This window comes from Methylobacterium sp. J-090 (assembly GCF_022829345.1).
Taxonomy (GTDB): Bacteria; Pseudomonadota; Alphaproteobacteria; order Rhizobiales; family Beijerinckiaceae; genus Methylobacterium.
Genome location: NZ_JAKSXV010000031.1, coordinates 98,580 through 120,358, shown reverse-complemented (window position 1 = coordinate 120,358; position 21,779 = coordinate 98,580). Strand labels below are relative to the sequence as shown.

Below are 21,779 nucleotides of genomic sequence, written 5' to 3'. Positions count from 1 at the left end.
GCGTGACCCGCAAGAGCCGCCGCCTCATCCTCATCAGTGCCTGCGGCGCCGTGCTGGCCCTGGCGCTCGGCCTGATCCTGTCGGCCATGAGCGGGTCGATCGTGTTCTTCCGCTCGCCGACGGAGGTCGCCGCGCAGGGCGTCGCGCCCGGCACGCGGTTCCGCCTCGGCGGCCTCGTCAAGGACGGATCGCTCCAGCGCGGACCGGACCAGACCGTGGAATTCGCCGTGACCGACACCAACGCCACCGTGCAGGTGGCGTATCGCGGCCTGCTGCCCGACCTGTTCCGCGAGGGCCAGGGCATCGTGGCGGAGGGCCGCCTCGAGCCGGGCGGCCTGTTCCGCGCCGACACGGTGCTGGCCAAGCACGACGAATCCTACATGCCCCGCGAGGTCGCCGACGCCCTCAAGGCGCAGGGCCGTTGGCAGGAGGGCAAGGGCATGGTCGAGAAGCCCGACGATTCCAAGCCTGCCCCTGCCAAGCCCGCGCCTGCCAAGCCCGCCGACGCCAGCACGGCCATCACCGACAAGACACTCGGCCAGCGCAGCGAGCGATGATGCGCAAGCTCCCCCGGAAGGACGCAACCCCGTGCTGATCGAAGTCGGTCACTTCGCCCTCGCCCTGGCGCTCGCCCTCTCCGTCGTCCAGGCGGTGATGCCGGTCTGGGCCGCCCGCTCGGGCGATCAGGCCCTGCGCGCCGTGGCGACGCCGGCCGCGCTCGGCACCTTCGCCTGCATCCTGTTCAGCTTCGGGGCGCTCACCTACGCCCACGCCACCTCGGACTTCTCGGTCCAGAACGTGGTCGAGAACTCGCACACGGCCAAACCCTTCCTCTACAAGCTGTCGGGCGTGTGGGGGAACCACGAGGGCTCGATGCTGCTCTGGGTCCTCATCCTCGCCCTGTTCGGGGCGCTGGTGGCGGTCGCGCGCGAGTCCGTGCCGCCGACGCTGCGGGCCAACACCCTCGCGGTCCAGGGCCTGATCACCTTCGTGTTCGTGCTGTTCATCATCACGACCTCGAACCCGTTCGCCCGGGTTAGCCCGGCCCCGCCCGAGGGCAACGACCTCAACCCGCTGCTGCAGGATTTCGGCCTCGCGATCCACCCGCCGCTCCTCTACGTCGGCTATGTCGGGTTCTCGATCACCTTCGCCTTCGCCATCGCGGCCCTCATCGACGGGCGCATCGACGCCGTCTGGGCCAGGGCCGTGCGGCCGTGGACGCTCACCGCCTGGAGCTTCCTGACGCTCGGCATCGCCATGGGCTCGTACTGGGCCTATTACGAGCTCGGCTGGGGCGGCTGGTGGTTCTGGGACCCGGTGGAGAACGCCTCGCTGATGCCGTGGCTCGCCGGCACGGCACTGCTGCACTCCACCGTGGTGATGGAGAAGCGCGACGCGCTCAAGGTCTGGACGGTGCTGCTCGCCATCCTGACCTTCTCGCTCTCCCTGCTCGGCACCTTCATCGTGCGGTCCGGCGTGCTGACCTCGGTGCATTCCTTCGCCACCGACCCGACGCGCGGCATCTTCATCCTCGCGATCCTGATCCTGTTCATCGGCGGCTCGCTGACCCTGTTCGCGTGGCGCGCGCCGATGCTGCGCCAGGGCGGCCTGTTCGCGCCGATCTCCCGCGAGGGGGCGCTCGTGATGAACAACCTGTTCCTCGCGGCCGCCTGCGCCACGGTGTTCGTCGGCACGCTCTATCCGCTGCTGCTCGAGATGCTCACGGCGGAGAAGATCTCCGTGGGGCCGCCCTTCTTCAACTACACCTTCATTCCGCTGGCGATCCCGCTGCTCCTCATCGTGCCCTTCGGCCAGACCCTGGCGTGGAAGCGCGGAGACGTGCACGCCGCCGCCCAGCGCCTGTTCGCGGCCCTCGCCTTCGCCCTCGTGGTGGGGCTCGCCACCCTCGCCTACACCTGGGGCGGCCCGATGATGGCCCCCGTCGGCATCGGTCTCGGCGCCTACCTCGTCATCGGCTCCGTGCTGGAGATCGTCTCGCGGGCGCGGGGCTACGGCGCCAGCCGGACCCGCAAGGCCGGCGTGGTCTGGCGCCGGGCCATCGGCCTGCCGCGCTCGGCCTGGGGCACGGCGCTGGCCCATGCGGGCGTCGGCGTGGTCGTGCTCGGCATCGCGGCGCAAGGCTGGGCGACGGAGGGGCTCAAGACCCTGAAACCCGGCGAGTCCCTGGCGTCGGGGCCCTACGTCGCCACCCTCGACCGGGTCGGTCCGCGCATGGGCGAGAACTATTCCGAGACCACGGCCTTCCTCACCATCCGCAACACGGCCGGCGACATGATCGGCACCGTCGAGACGGGCAAGCGCTTCTACCCGAGCCGCAAGATGACGGTGACCGAATCCGGCCTCCTCACCCTCGGCGTCAGCCAGGTCTACGCGAGTCTCGGCGAGGTGATGCCCGAAGGCAGCATCGGCCTGCGCCTGTACTACAAGCCCCTGGTGCTGCTGATCTGGCTCGGCGCCGTGGTGATGGCGCTCGGCGGCGCGGTCTCGCTCACCGACCGGCGCATGCGGGTCGGCGCCCCGGCCAAGGCCAGGACGAGGCCCGTGCCCGCCGGCATGGCGGCGGCGGAATGAGCCGCGCCCCGCGCCTCGCCCTCGCGCTGCTCCTGGCCTTTGCTTCGATCAGCGGCGCCCTTGTCCCCCTCGGCGGGGCGTGGGCGGTCCAGCCCGACGAGGTGCTGAAGGACGCAGGCCTGGAGGCGCGGGCGCGGGAGATCTCGGCCGGCCTGCGCTGCCTCGTGTGCCAGAACCAGTCCATCGACGATTCCGATGCGCCGCTGGCCCGGGATCTGCGCGTCATCGTGCGCGAGCGCCTCCAGGCCGGCGACACCGACCCCCAGGTGGAATCCTACGTGGTCGGGCGCTACGGCGAGTACGTGCTCCTGCGCCCGGTCTTCGCCGCCCACACCCTGCTCCTGTGGCTGACGCCGCTCGCCGCCATCGGCCTCGGGATCGTCGGCCTGTGGCGCCTGTCCCGCCGGCGCACCGCCCCCGCCGAGCAGGGCCTCAGCGCCGCCGATGAGGCCGAGATCGCAGCCCTGACCCGGCGGGATTGAACGGCGGCCGCGCGCCTGTTCCAGCTCCCGTGGATAACAATTCGTCAGGGCTGGCCGTTGGCCAACCGCGCGCCATGCCTGCTGCATTAAAATGCACTGAAGGCATGATGCAGCGCTATTCTGATCGAGCTATGCGTTTCAAGCATTTTCGCATTGCAAAAGATCTGTCTTCGCACTGCACAATGATCCCGGCATAGTGCGGTCTCCCGGTGCAACCGGCTCTCCGTTCGGGCACTCCCGGCGGACAGTAACCGCACAGGCCTTTTCCCATGCGCAACGCTCTCCTCGCCGCCGCCCTCGTCCTCGCCGCCCCGGCCGCGCAGGCCACCGAACTCCAGGTCGCCAAGCCGATCTCCATCGACCTCGCCGCGTTCCGGGGCACGGCGTATTACACCCACACCAAGGACGGCTACCGCGTTGTCGCGACCCTGGCGACGGTCAATTCCGGTGCCGAGCAGCCGCAGGTGATCCGCATGATCACGACGCTGAACGCCGACCAGACCGTGCACCTCTCGGTGCCGGGGGCGCTCGGCGCCGATGGCCGCGAGACCACCATCGCGTTCTCGCGCCGCGGCGACCGGGTCGACGTCGCCTCGGCCGACTGATCCGCCTCTCCCCCCGGCTCGGCTTGACCGGGCCGGGGGCTCCGTGGGGGCGCCTCGCTTTCGCCCCACTGAACCGGAATGGATGGGACCGGCCCACGCGTGGCGAAGGGCGGCGTTTACGCTTTCTTCACCACGATTCGCGAGCGTCCCGTGCCATGCCGACCGCTTCGCCCAAACGCTTCCTGACCGGTCTCGCCGCCCTGGCCGCGAGCGCTGCCCTCGCCCATCCGGCCGAGGCGCATCCCCATGTCTGGGTCACGACGAAGGCCGAGATCGCCTACGGCGAGGGCGGGCGCGTCACCGGCATCCGCAACGCCTGGACCTTCGACGCCTCCTACTCGGCCTTCGTGGTCCAGGGTCTCGACACCAACGGTGACGGCGTCTTCTCGCCCGACGAGCTGTCGTCCCTGGCGCGGGAGAACACCGCGAACCTGGCCGAGTTCGGCTACTTCACCAAGCTCAAGGTCGCCGGCAAGGAGCAGCTCTTCGCCGATCCCACCGAGCCGCGCATGGCCATGGAGGGCGGCAAGCTCACCCTCACCTTCCTCCTGCCCCTCAAGACGCCGGTGGCGCAGGGACGCGGCGTGGCGGCCATCGAGGTGTACGATCCGACCTACTTCGTCGCCTTCGGCCTGTCCGAGGATGCCGACGCCGCCCGCCTCACGGGCGCGCCCAACGGCTGCGCCGCCTCCCTGACCCGCCCGAAGCCGGAGGTGGCCAAGACGGCGGACGCCAAGCCCGGCATGTCGGAGGCGTTCTTCGAGGCGCTGACCGCCTCGGCGAATTACGGCAGCCAGTTCGCCAACCGGATCATCGTCGCGTGTCCTTAGGCGCCGCCGTGGCGGCGCGGCCGCCGGGGCTTCTCGGCCGGCGCCTGATGCTGGCCGTCGGCGCGACGGCGCTGGCCGCCGGGCTGCTCACCGCCCTCATGCTCGCCCTCGGGCCGGATGTCGCGGCGCCTGCGCCGCGCTCGCCCTTCGGCATCGGCTTTCGCGAGGCGGCGCCCTCGGCCAACGGCCTCGGCGGCTGGATCCTGGCCCTCCAGGCGAGCTTTTCGCGCAGCCTCCAGGGCGCGCTCCAGGGGATCAAGGCCGGCGGCGCCTGGGGGCCGATGCTGCTGCTCGGCTTCAGCTACGGCGTGTTCCACGCCGCCGGCCCCGGCCACGGCAAGGCGGTCATCGCCGGCTACATCGTCGCCGGGGAACGCGCCCTCGCCCGCGGCTTCTCCCTCAGCTTCGCCGCCGCCCTGCTGCAAGCCTTCGTCGCGGTGGCCATCGTCGGCATCGGCAGCCTGCTCCTCAACGCCACCGCCGCCGGCATGACCCGGGCCGGCACGCTCATCGAGACCGTGAGCTTCGCCCTCGTGGCTCTGCTCGGCCTCGCGGTGACCTGGCGCAAGGCCGGGCGCCTCGCCGCCCTCTGGCACGAGGCGGGCGCCTGCGGCCCGGATTGCGGCCACGTCCACCTCACCGACGGGGCGGCCCTGGCCCGCCTCGGCACCTGGCGCGAGCGGGCGGGGGTGGTGCTGGCCGCCGGGTCGCGCCCCTGCGCCGGGGCGGTCCTCATCCTCGTCTTCTCCGTGTCCCAGAACATGCTCTGGGCCGGCATCGCCGCGACCTTCGCCATGGCGCTCGGCACGGCGCTGACCACGGGCGTGTTGGCGAGCGTCGCCGTCTTCGCCAAGGCGCTCGCCCTGCGCCTGGCCGGCGGGCGCGGCGTGGCGGGCATCCGCGCGGTGACCGGCCTCGAACTCCTTGCCGGTGCCTTCGTGCTGGTGCTCGGCGTGGCCATGCTCACCGGCCTCGCCTTCGGGTCGGGCGGCTAGGACGCCCTCAGGCGCGCCGGGTGATCCGGTCGGTGCCGAGGTCGAGTTCGACGGTCTCGCAGTTGTCGAGCCACACGCCGGTCAGGTGGAAGAAGAACGTGCCGTGGCCGACCACCGCGATGGTGCGCTCGCGCCGCGCCGCGAGCCAATCGCGAAAGTCGGCGACGCGGGCGTCGAACAGGGTGCGGGGCTCGACGTGGATGCCGTCGGCATCGGGCTCCCCCTCCGCGTGCCACCAGATCTCGGGCAGGTGATCGACGGCGACATCGGGAAACTCGGCCGCGAGCACGGAGGCGGCCCGGCCCATGTCGCAGCTGCTCTCCTGGCATTCCCGGTGCAGCACCTCGACGAGAATCTTCGGTTCGGCCGGGTGGCCGGAAAAGATGCCCTTGGTGGTCTGGATCGCCCGGGTCAGGGGCGAGGTCACCACGAGGTCGAAGGCGATGTCGTGGAGCCCGGCGCGGGCGGCCGCGACCTGGGCCAGTCCGCGCTCGGTCAGGCGGGCATCGATGTGGCCGGGGTCGCGCCCCGTGAGGCGGTGGGCGGCGTTGAAGGTCGATTCGCCGTGGCGGATGCAGACGATGCGCGTCGGGGTCATGGAGGTCCGATGTGGAGGGCGGGAGCTATGGCCGAGATAGGCGGCGCGCCGTGATGCGGAAAGGGCGACGTCGCACCGCGCCCTAACGGAGCGTCAACCGAGTGGGCGTTGAGTGGGGGCCGAACCCGCCGGACGATCCCATGCTCCAGCCCACGCCGCCCCCGCCGGACACCTTGGCCTCCCTGGACGCCTTGCGCATCTCCGAGACTCTGGCCTTCCCCGGCGACATCGCCCTCCAGGACGCGTTCGGCACTTGGCAGGACGAATTGCTGCGCGAGCGCCGGATGGCCGGCAACACGGCGCAAGCCTATGCCCGCGACCTGCGCCAGTTCCTCGCCCACCGGCAAGCCCGCCACGGGCGGCCCGACATTCCCGGCCTCGTCGGCCTCAAACCCCGCGACCTGCGCGGGTTCCTGGCGGCGCGCCGGGCCGAGGGCATCGGCGGGCGCTCGCTCATGCGCCAGCTCGCGGGCCTGCGCTCGTTTGCCCGCCACCTCGCCCGCGAGGGCCACGGCACCGTGGCCGCGCTCGGCGCCGTGCGCTCGCCCAAGGTGGAGCGCCGCCTGCCCCGGCCGATCCCGATCCCCGCCGCGAAGGCCATGACCGGCACGGCCCTTCGGGACGGCGAGGACCGCGAGCCCTGGATCATCGCCCGCGACGCGGCGGTGATCGCGCTGCTCTACGGCTCGGGGCTTCGCATCTCGGAGGCGCTCGGCCTCACCGCCAAGGACGCACCCGGGCCGGGCACGGATTCCATCACCGTCACCGGCAAGGGCGCCAAGATGCGGATGGTGCCGGTGCTGCCCGCCGTGCAAGCGGCGGTGGCGGCCTATCTCAGCGCCTGCCCCTATTCCCTCGACCCGGAGGGACCCCTGTTCGTCGGCGCCAAGGGCGGGCCGCTCTCGCCCCGCATCATCCAGTACGCCGTCGCCGCCATGCGCGGGGCGCTGGGCCTCCCCCCGAGCGCGACGCCGCATGCCCTGCGCCACTCCTTCGCCACCCACCTGCTCGGCCGCCAGGGCGAGCTGCGGGCGATCCAGGAACTCTTGGGCCACGCCTCGCTCTCGACGACCCAGCTCTACACCAAGGTCGATGCCGCCCGGCTGATGGACGCCTTCGACGCCGCCCATCCGCGGGCGGGAACGCCGCGTCGTCGTTCGGGCATCGCCTGACGCGGCGGATGCCGGTTCGCCGAAAGGCGAGCCACAGCAGGGTTTTGGAGGCGCCGGCGCCCTGTGCGGAAGCCCTTCGCTTGCTTCGCGATGCGGCCGATTTCCACCCGGCGATCAGGCGAACGCCGACTATCACGAAAGGTGCATTGTTCGTATTTTAGTTGAGTTATCGGCGCAAAAATAAACGTCCTGTTAATCAGCGGGCGGCGATTGTGATCGTGCATTGTTTCGATGGCGCATGACTGATCAAGAAATCATATCAGTCCGTATTCCAGGCCTATCGAATATCCATGAAGGCAATCGCGCATGTTCTTCAGTAAAATGGATAGAACGAAATCCGATACGACCGCGAAGATCGCGGCGATCGAGCGATCACAGGGCGTGATCGAATTCGATCTCGATGGAACCGTCATCCGCGCCAACGAGAACTTTCTGGCGGTGCTGGGCTACGGTCTGGATGAGATCGAAGGCAAGCATCACAGCCTCTTCGTCGAGCCTGCCATCCGGGACAATCAGGCCTATGCCGCGTTCTGGGACAAGCTGCGGTGCGGCGCGTTTCAGACCGGGCAGTTCAGGCGCATCGGGAAGGGCGGCCGAAAGGTCTGGATCGAAGCCTCCTACAATCCCATGCTCGATTCCCGGGGCAAGCCCTACAAGATCGTCAAGTTCGCCACCGACATCACCGGTCAGAAGGCTCAGGACGCGGATCGGCAGGGGCAGATCGAGGCCATTCACAAGGCCGAGGCGGTCATCGCCTTCGATCTCCAGGGGCGGGTCACCGAGGCCAACGCGAACTTCCTGGCCGTCGTCGGTTACGCACTGCCGGAGATCGTCGGACAGCACCACAGCCTGTTCGTCGAGCCCGCCCTGCGCGACAGCCCCGCCTACGCCGCCTTCTGGGCCAAGCTGCGCCAGGGCGAGCACCAGAAGGGGCAGTTCAAGCGCATCGGCAAGGGGGGGCGCGAGGTCTGGATCGAGGCGTCCTACAATCCGATTCTCGATGCCAACGGCCATCCCACCCGGGTCGTGAAGTTCGCGACCGACATCACCGCGCAGGTGGCGCTCCTCGCCGACCTCGAACGGCTGATCGAGCGGAATTTCGGCGCGATCGACGCGGCCGTCCTGCGCTCGTCCGAGGAGTCGCGCTCCGCGTCCCAGGCCGCGGGCAACACCGCGGGCAACGTGCAGACCATGGCCGCCGCCGCCGAGGAACTCGCCGCCTCCGTCGAGGAGATCTCGCACAGCATGAGCAAGGCCCGCACGGCGACGGACGAGGCCCGCACCCAGGTCGACGCGGCCGGCGCGCTGACCCAGCGCCTCACGACGACGGCGACGGCCATGAGCGGCATCGTGGCGCTGATCCAGAACATCGCCAGCCAGATCAACCTGCTGGCGCTCAACGCGACGATCGAGGCGGCTCGGGCCGGCGAGGCCGGGCGCGGCTTCGCCGTGGTGGCGCAGGAGGTCAAGAACCTCGCGGCCCAGGCCGCCCAGGCCACGAACCAGATCGCACGTGAGATCGACAGCGTGCAGGCCGCCTCCGATCAGGTGGTCGGAGCCCTGGGCACGATCCAGGGCTCGGTGGGGGCCATGCGGGACTACGTCGTGAGCACCTCCGCCGCGGTCGAGGAGCAGAGCGTCGTGACCCGCGAGATGTCGTCGAGCATGCAGGAGGCGGCCGACGCCGTCCGGGCCATCTCGCGGAACGTCACGACCATCGCCGCATCAATCACCGACGTCTCGCGCGCCGTGGACACGACGAAGGAGGCCGCCCGCGTCCTGGCCCGGTGAGGCCACCCTCGCTCGTCCATCGTGCCGAGGGGCGTCGGTTGATTCGCGAGGTCCGAACGACCGGGTCAGGCGTAGCTCTCGAAGAGCCCAGCGGGGTGAAGCATTGGCGCGCCAACGCGAACCTGCCTAGGACAACCGCTCCAGCACCCGCGCGCGGCCGATGAGGGGGAGAAGGCCGGCCAGATCCGGGCCGTGCTCCAGGCCGGTGAGCGCGAGGCGCAGGGGCATGAACAGGGCCTTGCCCTTGGCGCCCGTGCGGTCCTTCACCGCCCCGGTCCAGGCCTTCCACGTCCCCTCGTCCCACGGCTCGGCCGGCAGCAGGCCGGCGGCCGTCGCGATGAAGGCCGGGTCGGCGATCACCGGGGAGACCGGGCCGGTCACGACCCGCCACCAATCCCCGGCCTCGGCGACCTTCGCGAGGTTGGCCCGGACCGTGAGCCAGAACGGCTCCATCACGTCCGCCGGCACGCCGAGGGCGCTCAGGCGGTGGCGGACCTCGTCCACCGGCATGGCGTGGATGAGCCGGGCGTTGAGCCCATCGAGTTCGTGCGGATCGAACTTGGCCGGTGCCCGCGAGATATGGGCGAGATCGACCAGGCCGGCGAGTTCGTCCATCGACGCCACCGCCCGCACCGCCTCGGCCGAGCCCGTCAGGACCGCGAGCGACCGCACCGCCGCCGGCTCGTAGCCGGCCTCGCGCAGACCGCGCAGGGACAGGTGGCCGAGGCGCTTCGACAGGCCCTCCCCGTCCGCCGTGGTCAGCAGGTTGTGGTGGCCGAAGACCGGGACCGGATGGTCGAGCGCCTCGAAGATCTGCACCTGCACGCCGGTGTTGGTGACGTGGTCCTCGCCCCGAATCACGTGGGTGATTCCGAGATCGGCGTCGTCCACCACGGAGGGCAGGGTGTAGAGGTAGGAGCCGTCCGCCCGGATCAGAACGGGATCGGACAGGGAGGCGCAATCGACATGGGCCTCGCCGCGCACGAGGTCGGTCCACGAGACCGTGCGCGGCTCGAGCTTGAACCGCCAGTGGGGCGTACGCCCCTCCGCCTCCAGGGCGGCGCGTTCGGACGCCGTGAGGGCGAGGGCCGCCCGGTCGTAGATCGGCGGCTGGCCGCGCCCGAGCTGGCGCCGGCGCCGGCGCTCCAGCTCGTCCTGGGTCTCGTAGCAGGGATAGAGCCGGCCGGCGGCCTTGAGGCGTTCGGCCGCCGCGTCGTGGATCGCCGCCCGGTCGGACTGGCGGGCGCGCAGGTCCGGCACGATGCCGAGCCAGGCGAGATCGGTCTCGACGGCTTGCGCGAATGCTTCCGTCGAGCGCTCCCGGTCGGTGTCGTCGAGGCGCAGGAGGAAGCGCCCCCCGCGGGCCCGCGCGAACAGAAAGTTCAGCAGCGCCGGCCGGGCATTGCCGAGATGGAGGTAGCCCGTGGGCGAGGGCGCGAAGCGCACGAGGGGCGCGGAGTGATCGATGGTCATACGCGACCGTCTAGCAGGCGGCCGGAGCCGAGGAAAACGCCGCGCGCGCCAGCATCGCGGTGAGCAGGGCCCGCAATTCCGCCGGCCGGGTCGGCTTGTGGACGAGTTCCGCGCCCAGGGCCGAGACCTCGGCCGCGATCGCGGCGCCGTGGTCGGCGGTGGTGACGATGACGGGCAGGAGCCGCCCGGTCGCTTCGCGAAAATGCTCGGCCACGGCGAGACCGCAGGCGCCGTTGTCGAGGTGGTAGTCGAGGATGAGCAGGTCCGGCACCGGACCGGTCGCCCTCGCCCCGGCGAGATCGCGAACCACGACAACCTCCGCGTCCCAGTTGCGCAGGAGACGGGCGAGCGCGTCGGCCGTGGCCGGGTCGTTCTCGACGACGAGGATTCGGGCGCCGGTCAGGCGCGTGGCCACGGGGCTGATCCGGGCTTCGGCCTCCGGCAAGGCGGGTCCGAGGGGCACGGTCAGGCTCACGCGGGTGCCGTGGCCGGGGCGGGAGGCCAGGGTCAGGGGATGGCCGAGGGCCGTTGCCATGCGCTGGACGATGGAGAGGCCGAGGCCGAGGCCGGGCTCGGAATCCATGAGTTCGGCCTCGCCGCGATAGAACTCCTCGAACACCAGGGCGCGCTCGGCCGGGACGATGCCGCAGCCGGTGTCGATGACCTCGATGCGGGCCGCCGCGCCCCGCGCCCGCACGGCGATGAGCACCCCGCCCACCCGGGTGTAGCGCAGGGCGTTGGAGACGAGGTTCTGCACGATGCGCCCGAGCATCACCGGATCGCTCGCCACGACGCGGTCCGGGCCGCGCACGTGCAGGCGCAGGCCCTTGCCCTCGGCGCTGCGCTGGAAGCTCGCGGCGATGCCGGCGAGGAGATCGGACAGGCGCACGGGACGGATCACGGGACGCACCACCCCGGCATCGAGCTTGGAGATGTCGAGGAGGGTCTTGATCAGATCCTCGATGGTCTGGAGCCCGCGCTCGATCTGGCCCGAGATCGCCCGCGCGTCCGGGCCGAGCGGCATGTCGGCCAGCGCCGAGGCCGAGAGGCGGGCGGCGTTGAGGGGCTGGAGCAGGTCGTGGCTGGCGGCGGCGAGGAAGCGGGTCTTCGAGCGGTTGGCGGTCTCCGCCTCCTCCTTGGCCGCGACGAGGGCCGCGTTGGAGCGCTCGAGGCTGTGCATCAGCCCGGTCAGCTCCTCTGTGCGCGAGCGGACGCGCCCCTCGAGCATGATCGCCGTCTGGAACAGCGAATAGGCGCTGCCCTGCTGGTCCATGCTGCGCTCGACATGGGCCATGAGCGCGGCGTTGATGCGCTCGAGCTTGGCGATGCGGTGTGCGCTCTCGGGCTCGCCGGTGGCACTCATGTGTCGAGGGTCATGCGGGTAGGCGCCGCCCGATGGCGATCCCCGTGAAGGTCTGGTTGAGGTGCATGGCGCGGTACTGCTCGCCGTAGGTCTCGAAGCCGACGACGTCGTAGCGCCGGTAGAGGTCGCAGATGCCGTGGCGGACCTGAGCGTGCTCGGCGTCGAGGCGGCGCAGGATGCAGTCGAAGCCGATGACGAGGTCGATGCCGCCGAGCTGCGCCTCGAGGCGTTCGAGCTCGATCCGGGTGGTGGCGACGATGTCGCGCGGCCGGGCGAGGGTGAGCACCACGCCCTCGTCGATGGCGCAGAAGAAGCTGAGCGACCCGTTCTCCGGGTCGAGGCGCCGGATCGAGCGGCAGAAATACTCGCCGCCGATCCGCACCGCCAACGGGTAGGCGGCAAAGCTCATGGGTGAGAGGCCCTCCGGGTCGAGCCCCACCGCCATGGCGTATTCCCGCGCCGCCGGCTCGGCGTTGAGTTCGTAGACGATGCGGCGCTCGTCGTCGGAGGCCGTCACCACGAACTTCGTGGTCGTCGGCTCGAAATTGTCGCTCTTGAAGATCTGCGTCGGATAGGCGGTCTCGACGAGGAGCAGCACCGCCGCCCGACGGTGGATCGCGCCGCCGTGCAGGAGGGTCGCCTCGCGAAAGTCGAGGCCGTCGCCGGCCGAACCGCCGACGAGGGGAATCCCGTCCAGCGCCCAGGCGATGGCCGAGACCACGGTCTCTTCGGCATTCGCCAACCCGTCGATGAGGGAGAGGGCGAAGCGCCCACCCGAGGGCGGCTCACCGGCCTCCCCGCCGAGGGTGCGGCGCAGGGCGCGGACGGAGGCCGCGGTGCGGGCGACATCGAGGTGGTCGATGTCGTCGAGCACGGCCGAGACGATGCGAAAGCCCGCCGCCGGAAAGGCGATGAGGACGAGGCCGCGCCCGAGGCCGCCGGCCGGGCAGATCCCGCCCGACATGGTGCAACCGGCGACCGGCACCGCGGGAAAGCGCTCCGCCAGGGCGTGATTGAGGATCTCGACGCAGTAATCGGACGAGAAGAAGACCACGATCTGCGACAGGTCGGCCGGGCCGATGGCGGCGGCGAGTTCGGACACGGCGGCGCTGGCCTCGGACGCTTCCGTCCAGGCCGTTCGGATCCCGCACAGATGCGTGCGCACCTGCGTGCCGTGTCTCACGCTTCGCTCCCGTGCCTTGGTGGGGATGGACGTTTCGTCCTTATGGTCCCTCTGGGCATGACTGTGTCAGTCCGCCCGGGCGCGTGCAAGCATGCCTCAGGGGAGGGTCTCCCGAACGGAGAGGCAGCCGCCCCGGCCGATGGCACGCAGGTGCGGCCGCTCGGGCACGAGGTCCCAGAGCCGGGCTTCGGCGTAGCGCAACAGCACCGTGCCGTCCGCGCCGGTCCCGTGAAAACATTGCTCCAGGGCGAGGATCGCGGTCGGGCGCGGCGGATGGGGCCGCACGGCGGTGTCGAAGGCAAGGGTGACGGCATCCTGGCCCCCTTGCGAAAACCCCGCGACGGTCTCGACGAGGGCGGCGGTCTCGGCCCCGTCGAGGGTCAGAACGAGGCAGATCCGGGGGGCGTGGTCGGGGCAGGCCGTCACGGGTACGTCGCGCCGGAGGGTGAGGGCGAAGCGCGGGCCCCGTTCGGAGGGATAGTCCCAGCGGTGGGCGGCGCGCACGCCGGCGAGCGCCACCCATTGGTCGGGCTCGGACGCGGAGGGGGCGGCGATGCGGCCTTCGGGTCGGCCGTCCTGGCGGAAATGCAGCAGGGGGTTGATGCCGGCCCGGCCGACATCGGGGTAGCGGGCGAGATACATCAGAGTGCTGAAGGCCGGGCTCGGATCGAGGCCGGCGGCGGCGCCCACGCGCAGGTAATGGCGCACGGGGTCGAGGCGGGTCGGCCCGCTCTGGCGGCGATAGAACGCCGTGTCGAAATCGGCGTTCGGATCGTAGCCGAGGCCGACGCCGCGCCGGACATAATGGAGATAGGGGTCGAGACCCGTGCGGGCGACATCCGGATAGGTCGCCCGGTAGAAGTCCTCGTCGAACAGCCGGGGCACCCGGCCGAGAATGAGCCGGCGAACTATTTTCGTGACGCGCGCGACGATCCGCTGGCGGGGGGTGGGCTTGGCGCTCATGCGAAGGTCGGGGCCTCGCACAGGCGCCGCAGGGTTTGCGCGTAGGCGGCGGGATCGCATTCCGATCCGATGCGGGCGAGGCCCGCCCGCTGGACCGCGGTCCAGAGAACCTCGTCCGTGTGGAGGTCCGCCAGGGCTTCGGCGAAGCCGGCCGGATCGCGCCAGTCGCGGGTCAGGGAGCCGGTGCCGTCCGGCCATCCGATCTGCGCGGCGAGGATCGGGGTGACAACGCCCGGCAGGCCGCGCGCCACGGTCTCGTGGACCTTGTGCGGGATGCCGGCGGCAAAGCGCGTGGGCGCCAGCGACGCGCGCGCGGCGTCGAGGACGGGGCCGACCTCCTCGACCCGGCCGAGGATGCGCACGCCCTCGCCCGTGAGCCGCTCGCGGATGGAGGGCGCCACGGCGCCCACGAGGGTAAGATGCGCCTCCGGCAAGCGCGCTCGAAGACGGGGCCAGACCTCGGCGAAGAACCAGTCGAGGGAATCGATGTTGGGCTCGCCCTCGCGGGCGAGCGATCCGATGAACACGAAGCCGTCGCGGGCGGCAAACCCCGGTGGGTTGTGGTGGGGACGCAGCGCATGCCCCAGTACCGTGGCGTTGGGGACGCCGTGGGCGCGCAGCACCCGCGCCTCGGCCTGCGAGACGCAGACCACGTGGTCGGCCACCGCGAAGTGGCGGACCTCGCGGGCGCAGGACCGGGCCAGGGCGGGGCCGTTGGCGGCCGCGCCGGAGAGCGCCCCGGTGACGAAGGTGCGAAGGGCGAAGACCGCTTCGGAATCGAACACGACGCGTGACCGCCCGACATCCCGGGGGGTGAGGCCGAGGTCGTGCAGCACACGGCACGTCCGGTCGATGTTCGGCGGCCGGCTGACCCAGAGCACGTCGTAATAGTCCGGCCGCTCCCGGACGAGGCGGCGCAGCCCCTCCTCGCCGCAGGGCTCGACGATCTCGATGCGGGTGGAGAGGTCGCGGTAGAGTTGGCCAGGCTCTTCGCGCTCGCCGTGGATGGAGCAGAACGTCACGGCGTAGCCGAGGCCCGCCATGGCGTTGAGGATATGGTTGGCACGCGGCAGGCCGGCACCGAGGTCGAGATGGGGCGCGCGGTCCTCGACGTAGAGGATGCGCAGGGCCCAGGAATCGTGGTCGCGGGCAGCGAAACCGGTGCGTTGGGGCCCCTGCCCGAACAGCCAGGCGGCGTGGCGCTCGCGAAAGCGTGCGCGGTTGCGGTCGAGGAGTTGCTCGACATCGTCGCGCCGGGCGCTGGTGACGTTCTCGACATGGATCGCGATGGCGCGCGGCTGGTAGATCACCCGGCGGCCCGCTTGATGGCAGCGCACGCACAGGTCCGTGTCCTCGAAATAGGCCGGGGCGAACCCGTCGTCGAAGCCGTCGAGCTGCCTGAACAGGGCGGCCTCGATCATCAGAACGGCGCCCGAGACGTAGCCGACCTCGCGGGCGAAGGAGGCCTCGGACGCGAAGGGGTCGGCGAGACCCCGGCCGTACGGATGGGTGGTCTGGGCGTCGTCGTGAAAATTCGCGCCGGCTTCCTGGAGGAGGCCGCCCGGAAAGACGAGGCGGGCGCCGACGATGCCGACGGCGTCGAACTCCGAGAAGGTATCGAGGAGCGCGCGCAGGGCGCCGGGCATCAGGTCGACATCGGGGTTGAGGAACAGGAGACGCTGTCCGTGCGCCAGCGCCGCGCCGGCGTTGCAGGCGGGGCCGAAGCCGATGTTGCTGTCGTTCAGCACGATGGTGGCGCCGTCGATCCGGGCGAACAGGGCCCGCGTCTCCGGATCGGAGGCGTTGTCGACGATGATGACCTCGAAGGGCACGCCCGCGAGGCTCTGCCCGGCGGCGAGGCGATAGAGGGTCCAGGCCAGCATGTGGCGCGCACCGCGCGCGACCAGGACGATGGAGATTTGCGGGGCGGCTTCGGCCTGGAAACGGATGCGGACATCGTTGAGGAACAGGGCGTTCCAGACCAGGGCGGCCTCGGCGAGCACCGCCTTGCGGCCGGCGGCGGCATCGAGGGGTTCGAAGAGGCCTGTCATGGGCAAGGTCCGGCGGCCGGCAGTGCGACGCGGCCGATGAGATCGTCGTGCAGGACGAGGAACACAACATCTTTTGCCGGCAATTCCAGACCCGAGATCGTGAGGCTCGCCGGCACGGGCGCCAGGTCCGTGCGGGTCCGGCTACGAAACGGCAGATCCTGGGCAAGGCTGAGAGGAGCCGCCGCTTCCAGACGCAGCTCTACGGGGGCGTCCGGCCCGATCAGGAAGACCGCGTTGGGGTGGCGTCCCGAGACGAGGTGGCTCGGGAGGGTCAGGGTGAGGGTGATGCGTCCGGCACCGGTGCCGACCAGACGTGCCCCGGCCTCCCAATCGGGCCGCACCCCGGCGAATTCGGCCGCCAGGGCCGCGCGGAAGCCGGCCGGCAGCTGCCGTGCCCTTACCCATTCGGGTGCGAGGGCGACCTCGGCATCCGCGAGACCGAGATCGGCGGTGGGCGATGGAGCGTTCCCCTGGCGCGCGAACCAGCGCCGGCGCTCGGGCGCGTAGGGACCGGCGCCCAGCGGGGGGGCACGCTCCACGGCGACGAGGAGGCCATGTTCGGCATCGTCCTGTTCGGCCGTGCCGAGGCCGGTGACGCAGGTGAGGGTGCCACCGGCCAGCGCCATCGTGCGAGGGCCGATGGCCGGAATCTCGGGGGACGGCCCATCCGTCCGGCTGTCCGATTCCCCGCCCCCGCGGTCGCGCAGACGTGCCAGAAAGGTCTCCTCCCCGGTCCGCGTCACCTCGTTGTAGCCAGCAAAGAGTAGGGCGCAGGCGTCGGTCAGGGCCTTGAGTCCGGCCGTGTCGTCCTGAAGGGCAAGCACCGCCAGCTTGACCTCGGCGACGGTCCCGCAACGATGGGCCGGCACGCGCGGCGAGAACCCTTCGAAGCCGATGCCGGTGCCGATGACCGGCGCACCGAAGGACAGGGCTTCGGCGACCTTCATCTTGAGGCCGCTGCCCATGAGCATCGGCGCGACCACGAGATCGACGCGATCGTAGAAGTCCTCCAGTCGCTCGACATAGCCAGCTAATTCGATACCCGGTCGCGGCGCTTTGCCGAGACTGGTGCAGATTTCGCCCGCGATCATGAGGATCGGGCGACCCGGGACCCAATCGGCGCTCCAGGCTTCGGCGAAGCGTCGAATCGAGAACAGGTTGGGGTCGTTGCCGTGGCCGATGAAGCCGATCCGGGCGAGGCGCTCGGGCGCGCGGAACGGCCGGCGCTCCGGAAAGCGCGGCGGCAGGAGATGGACGCGGGCGCGGGTGATCTCCGCGAAGTGGGCCGCCTCCTCGGCCTGGATCGCCAGCACGATATCGGCCCGGTCGAGGCCCGCCGCCTCGCCGGCCACGTCCGTATAGAAGAAGTTCGGCTCGGCCCTGAAGGGGCGGTACTGGGCCTGCCGGTCGGCGAAGCGGTCGTGCGTGTCGATGAGGGTGAGGATGCCGGGCGGCACCGCCCGAAGGCAGCGCGACAGGAACACGTAGTTGACGAGGACGGCGCGGGTCTCCGGGTGAGCCGCGCAGTACCAGGCGACGAAGTCCACGAGTTCGTCGGGGCACCAGTCGTCGATGCCGAAATGGTGCGCCCGGGTCCTGAGGGGAACCGCCATCCGCGGCTCGATCCGGAAGGTGCGCTGGAAGGTGCGGGCCATGGCGGCCGCGTCGGTCGGCGGGTGCTGGCCGAAGCGGCGGTAGATCTGGTCCTCGTGGGCGAAGTAGGCGAGATCGACGGCAAAGCCGCCGCGCGCCAGGGATTCGCAGGTGGTGACGAGGCGCCGCCGGTTGCCGGCGCTGGTGGGAAACGCCGGCATCGGCGCGACGACGAGAACGGTCGGCCGGGTCATGCCGGCACCCGCGCCGCAAAGATCTCGCCGGCCTCAACGAGAAGGGCGGCGTCGGCCCGGCCTTCGCTGGGTTCGCCCCAGACGGGATCGAGATCGAGGACGGCGCGGGGCGCGGCACCGAAGCTGAGATGGGCGCGCACGACCCGGAGGCAGCGCCAGAGGGCGCCGGAGCGCAGCATCACGAAGTTCGGGACGCGGCTGCCCGTCAGGGTCGCGGTCGCCGCGCCCGTCAGGGCGAGTTCGGGCAGGGCGACCGGGCCTTCACCCATCTCGGTGAGGGTAGACAGGGCGGGGCCGAGGAGGGCCAGCAGCCCGGACAGCGGCGCGAAGGTCGTTGGTGTCAAGGCACCGAGCACGGCCGGGCATAGGGCCGCGCGTTCCGCCGGATCGAGGTCGGCACCCGGACGCGGTGGTGGAAACGTCACCGTCAGGTCGTGAAAATGCGTCGTGACGGTGAGGCTCTCAGGGGCTGCGTCCGCAGCGAACACGATCAGGGCCACCGCTTCCGCCCGGCCGAGGCCGCAGAATGCCCAGGTCAGGAGGTTTCCTTCGCTCAAGGCCAATGGAATCGGCAGGGCGGTGGACAGGGGATAGCGGGCGACGAACAGCCCTCCGCTCTCCGCGAAAAGCTGCCCGGCGACCCGCTGCTCGGAGGGCATCGTCATGCTGAGCGGAGGTGGACGCCGCGATCCCGCGCCGCGCTCAGCCCACCCGCCCGGCGGCGCCGAAGGCCGCCAGGATGCGCGCCCAGGAGCGGGTGCCCTTGTGGAAGCTGTTGAGGTCGTACTTCTCGTTGGGCGAGTGGATGCGGTCGTCGTCGAGGCCGAAGCCGATGAGCAGGGTGTTGCGGTCGAGCAGGCGCTTGAAGTCGCCGACGATGGGGATCGAGCCGCCGGCCCCGATGGTCACGGCGGGCACGCCCCATTCCTCGGCGAGCGCCGCGCGGGCCAGATCGAGTTCCGGCATGTCGTACGGCAGGCTGATCGCTCGGCTGCCCTTGTAGCAGACCACCTCCACGGAGCAGTCGGCGGGGATGCGCTCGCGCACGAAGGCCTCGAAGGTCCGGGCGAGCTGCTCCGGGTCCTGATCGTCCACGAGGCGGAACGAGACCTTGGCGCTCGCCTCCCCGGCGATCACCGTCTTGGTGCCCTCGCCCGTATAGCCGCCGATGATGCCGTTCACGTCGCAGGCCGGGCGCGACTGGACGAGTTCGATGAGCATGCGCCCGCGCTCGCCGGCCGGCTCGTGGAGGCCGATGGGACCCAAGAACTTGTCCGGCGTGAAGTCGAGGCCCTTCCACTGGTCGAGAATCTCCGGCGGGGTCTCGCGCACGCCCTCGTAGAAGCCCGGCAGGGCCACCCTGCCCTCCGAATCGTGCAGGTCGGCGATGATCTTCGCCAGGACGTGGATCGGGTTGCGCGCGGCGCCGCCAAAGAAGCCCGAATGCAGGTCGCGGTCGGCGCACCGCACCGTCACCTCGAAATAGGCCAGCCCGCGCAGCGACGTGGTGATGGCCGGCGTCGTCGGATTCCACATGCTGGTGTCGCACACGAGGACGATGTCGGCCCCGAGTTTTTCGCGATTGGCCGCGACCCATTCGGGCAGGCCCTGCGAGCCGTTCTCCTCGGCGCCCTCGATCAGGATGGTGACGCCGCAGGGCAGTTCGCCCGCCATCGCCTTCCAGGCGCGGCAGGCCTCGATGAAGGTCATCACCTGACCCTTGTCGTCGGAGGCCCCGCGCGCGACGATCTGTTTCTCACCCTTGGCGTTGAGCCCGATGCGCGGCTCGAAGGGCGGCGTCTCCCATAGGGCCAGGGGGTCCACCGGCTGCACGTCGTAATGGCCGTAGAACAGCACGTGCGGCGTGCCGGGCTTCGGCGCGTGGGCCAGGACCACCGGGTGCAGGGAGGTCTCGTGGATGCCGGTCTCGAAGCCGAGCGCCGTCAGGGTGCCTTCCAGCCACTGCGCCGCCTCGCGGCAATGGCCGGCATAGGCCGGATCGGTGGAAACCGAGGGGATGCGCAGGAACGCGAACAGGCGCTCCAGGGCGTTGTCGAGATCGCGGTCGATGTCGTTGAGAACCGGAGCGAGCGCAGCCATCGAACGTCCTTCGTCTGGAATCAGCACCGGGTTAGCCGAGGCGCCGGGACGGTGCAAACCCATGCCCGGGATGCGGCCAGGGAACACCGCCAATCTGGAACGGTTATCGAAAAGACCGGCTGCCGGTGGATGATTTTCCCCGCCCGGCCGTCTCGACGAAATTCCTGAAATCCGGCGGCCGCGATGGCCGCCGCTCCTGTCACGGACACACGCCATGCTCATCGAAAGCGGCTCGCCGGGCCCGGCGAACACCATCGCCATCAGCCTGACGATCAACGGGCAGGCCCGCACCCTCGACGTGGCCCCCTGGACTACCCTGTTGGATCTCCTGCGCGAGGATCTCGATCTCACCGGCACCAAGAAGGGCTGCGACCACGGCCAGTGCGGCGCCTGCACGGTGCTGGTCGACGGGGTGCGCATCAATTCGTGCCTGGCGCTTGCCGTGATGAAGGACGGGGCCAGCATCACCACCGTCGAGGGTCTCAGCGAGGGCGCCGGCCTGCACCCGCTCCAGGCGGCCTTCGTCGAGCACGACGCGTTCCAGTGCGGCTACTGCACCCCCGGCCAGCTCTGCTCGGCGGTGGGCATGATGACCGAGGGCCACGCCCAGTCCCGCGAAGAGATCCGCGAGGCGATGAGCGGCAACATCTGCCGCTGCGGCGCCTACACCAACATCGTCGATGCCATCGAAGACGTGATGCACGCGGGAGCCGCGAAATGAACCGCTTCGATTACGTCCGCCCCGAGACCGTCGCCGATGCCGTGAAGGCGGTGGCGGGGGGCAACGCCCGCTTCATCGCCGGCGGCACCAACCTCGTCGACCTGATGAAGTACAATGTCGAGCAGCCCGGCCGGCTCGTCGACATCACCCGCCTGCCCCTCGACACCATCGAGGCCCGCGACGGGGGGCTCAGCATCGGCGCGCTCGTGACCAATTCCACGGTGGCGTACGACGACACCGTCACCGCGCGCTACCCACTGCTGGCGAGCGCGATTCTCGCCGGCGCCTCGGGCCAGTTGCGCAACGCCGCCACCACCGGCGGCAACCTCAACCAGCGCACCCGGTGCTATTATTTCTACGACACCGCGACGCCCTGCAACAAACGCCTGCCCGGCTCCGGCTGCCCGGCCATCGGCGGCGTCAACCGCATCCACGCGATCTTCGGCACCAGCCCGGACTGCATCGCCACGCACCCCTCCGACATGTGCGTGGGCCTGGCCGCCCTCGACGCGGTGGTTCGAGTCGCCGGGCCCGAGGGTGAGCGCACGATCCCGTTTTCCGAGTACCATCGCCTGCCCGGCGACGCGCCTGAGCGCGACACCACCCTCAAACCGGGCGAGATCGTCCTCTCCGTCGATCTGCCCGACGAGGATTTCGGACCGCACCACACCTACCTCAAGCTGCGCGACCGGCTCTCGTACGCCTTCGCCCTGGTCTCGGTGGCGGTGGTGATGACGCTCGACGGCGACACCATCCAGTCCGCCCGCTTTGCCCTCGGCGGCGTCGCCCACAAGCCATGGCGCGACGCGGAAGCCGAAGCCTTTCTCGCCGGCAAGCCGGCGACGCACGAGACCTTCGCCGCCGCCGCCAACATCGTGGTGGCCGCGGCCCAGCCCCAATCCGAGAACGCGTTCAAGGTCGAGCTTGCGCGGCGCGCCATCATTCGCGGCCTGTTCCAGGCCGCTGCCGGCACGCCTCAGTCGCAGTCCGACAAGCGCATCGCCTAGAGGTTT

General features: G+C 70.7%; 19 protein-coding genes. 10 read left to right on the top strand and 9 right to left on the bottom strand.

Annotated features, from left to right (window positions below; genetic code table 11):
* The first annotated feature begins 2 nt into the window (after positions 1 to 2).
* The 6 genes from ccmE (at position 3) to MKK49_RS04990 (ending at position 5,504) form a co-directional block, all read left to right on the top strand.
* Positions 3 to 557: a cytochrome c maturation protein CcmE gene (gene ccmE / locus MKK49_RS05015; protein WP_244026959.1), complete on the top strand. Its 555-nt coding sequence runs from the start codon at positions 3 to 5 to the stop codon at positions 555 to 557.
* Positions 558 to 588: 31 nt separating this feature from the next.
* Entirely contained in the window at positions 589 to 2,592 is a 2,004-nt protein-coding gene (locus MKK49_RS05010) for a heme lyase CcmF/NrfE family subunit (protein WP_244026958.1), read from the top strand.
* Positions 2,589 to 3,074: a cytochrome c-type biogenesis protein CcmH gene (locus MKK49_RS05005; RefSeq protein WP_244026957.1), complete on the top strand. Its 486-nt coding sequence runs from the start codon at positions 2,589 to 2,591 to the stop codon at positions 3,072 to 3,074. The genes MKK49_RS05010 and MKK49_RS05005 overlap by 4 nt, the downstream gene beginning before the upstream one ends.
* Before the next feature lie 269 nt (positions 3,075 to 3,343).
* A complete protein-coding gene (locus MKK49_RS05000) occupies positions 3,344 to 3,679 on the top strand; it encodes a hypothetical protein (RefSeq protein ID WP_244026956.1) in 336 nt (111 codons plus the stop codon).
* 155 nt (positions 3,680 to 3,834) lie between these two features.
* Entirely contained in the window at positions 3,835 to 4,509 is a 675-nt protein-coding gene (locus MKK49_RS04995; RefSeq protein WP_244026955.1) for a DUF1007 family protein, read from the top strand.
* A 47-nt stretch (positions 4,510 to 4,556) separates the two neighbouring features.
* Positions 4,557 to 5,504, top strand: coding sequence for a nickel/cobalt transporter (locus MKK49_RS04990; protein ID WP_244026983.1), 948 nt, complete (start codon positions 4,557 to 4,559; stop codon positions 5,502 to 5,504).
* A 7-nt stretch (positions 5,505 to 5,511) separates the two neighbouring features.
* On the opposite strand, the gene MKK49_RS04985 is transcribed toward MKK49_RS04990, so the two are convergent.
* A complete protein-coding gene (locus tag MKK49_RS04985; RefSeq protein ID WP_244026954.1) occupies positions 5,512 to 6,102 on the bottom strand; it encodes a histidine phosphatase family protein in 591 nt (196 codons plus the stop codon).
* A gap of 140 nt (positions 6,103 to 6,242) precedes the next feature.
* Between MKK49_RS04985 and MKK49_RS04980 the strand changes: the two genes are divergently transcribed.
* Together MKK49_RS04980 and MKK49_RS04975 are read left to right on the top strand one after the other, a co-directional pair.
* Entirely contained in the window at positions 6,243 to 7,274 is a 1,032-nt protein-coding gene (locus MKK49_RS04980) for a tyrosine recombinase XerC (RefSeq protein WP_244026953.1), read from the top strand.
* Between the two features lie 306 nt (positions 7,275 to 7,580).
* The gene (locus tag MKK49_RS04975; RefSeq protein WP_244026952.1) at positions 7,581 to 9,065 is read left to right on the top strand and encodes a PAS domain-containing methyl-accepting chemotaxis protein; all 1,485 of its coding nucleotides are present in this window, start codon (positions 7,581 to 7,583) and stop codon (positions 9,063 to 9,065) included.
* Between the two features lie 126 nt (positions 9,066 to 9,191).
* Here the strand turns inward: MKK49_RS04975 and gltX are convergent, their stop codons facing one another.
* The 8 genes from gltX to MKK49_RS04935 form a co-directional block, all read right to left on the bottom strand.
* The gene (gltX, locus tag MKK49_RS04970) at positions 9,192 to 10,538 is read right to left on the bottom strand and encodes a glutamate--tRNA ligase (RefSeq protein WP_244026951.1); all 1,347 of its coding nucleotides are present in this window, start codon (positions 10,536 to 10,538) and stop codon (positions 9,192 to 9,194) included.
* Positions 10,539 to 10,548: 10 nt separating this feature from the next.
* Complete coding sequence (locus tag MKK49_RS04965; protein ID WP_244026950.1) at positions 10,549 to 11,901, bottom strand: hybrid sensor histidine kinase/response regulator; 1,353 nt, start codon at positions 11,899 to 11,901, stop codon at positions 10,549 to 10,551.
* A 10-nt stretch (positions 11,902 to 11,911) separates the two neighbouring features.
* A complete protein-coding gene (locus tag MKK49_RS04960; RefSeq protein WP_244026949.1) occupies positions 11,912 to 13,084 on the bottom strand; it encodes an FIST N-terminal domain-containing protein in 1,173 nt (390 codons plus the stop codon).
* A gap of 96 nt (positions 13,085 to 13,180) precedes the next feature.
* Positions 13,181 to 14,047: a hypothetical protein gene (locus tag MKK49_RS04955; RefSeq protein ID WP_244026948.1), complete on the bottom strand. Its 867-nt coding sequence runs from the start codon at positions 14,045 to 14,047 to the stop codon at positions 13,181 to 13,183.
* A complete protein-coding gene (locus MKK49_RS04950; RefSeq protein ID WP_244026947.1) occupies positions 14,044 to 16,098 on the bottom strand; it encodes a glycosyltransferase in 2,055 nt (684 codons plus the stop codon). The genes MKK49_RS04955 and MKK49_RS04950 overlap by 4 nt, the downstream gene beginning before the upstream one ends.
* Entirely contained in the window at positions 16,095 to 17,945 is a 1,851-nt protein-coding gene (locus tag MKK49_RS04945) for a glycosyltransferase (RefSeq protein WP_244026946.1), read from the bottom strand. The genes MKK49_RS04950 and MKK49_RS04945 overlap by 4 nt, the downstream gene beginning before the upstream one ends.
* The gene (locus MKK49_RS04940; protein WP_244026945.1) at positions 17,942 to 18,610 is read right to left on the bottom strand and encodes a hypothetical protein; all 669 of its coding nucleotides are present in this window, start codon (positions 18,608 to 18,610) and stop codon (positions 17,942 to 17,944) included. Before MKK49_RS04940 ends, MKK49_RS04945 begins: the two co-directional genes overlap by 4 nt.
* Before the next feature lie 37 nt (positions 18,611 to 18,647).
* Positions 18,648 to 20,045: a M20/M25/M40 family metallo-hydrolase gene (locus MKK49_RS04935; protein WP_244026944.1), complete on the bottom strand. Its 1,398-nt coding sequence runs from the start codon at positions 20,043 to 20,045 to the stop codon at positions 18,648 to 18,650.
* A 214-nt stretch (positions 20,046 to 20,259) separates the two neighbouring features.
* On the opposite strand from MKK49_RS04935, the gene MKK49_RS04930 reads away from it, so the two are divergent.
* On the top strand, positions 20,260 to 20,766 hold the full coding sequence (locus MKK49_RS04930) for a (2Fe-2S)-binding protein (RefSeq protein ID WP_244026943.1): 507 nt from the start codon (positions 20,260 to 20,262) through the stop codon (positions 20,764 to 20,766).
* Positions 20,763 to 21,773, top strand: coding sequence for an FAD binding domain-containing protein (locus tag MKK49_RS04925; RefSeq protein WP_244026942.1), 1,011 nt, complete (start codon positions 20,763 to 20,765; stop codon positions 21,771 to 21,773). The genes MKK49_RS04930 and MKK49_RS04925 overlap by 4 nt, the downstream gene beginning before the upstream one ends.
* The last annotated feature ends 6 nt before the right edge of the window (positions 21,774 to 21,779 follow it).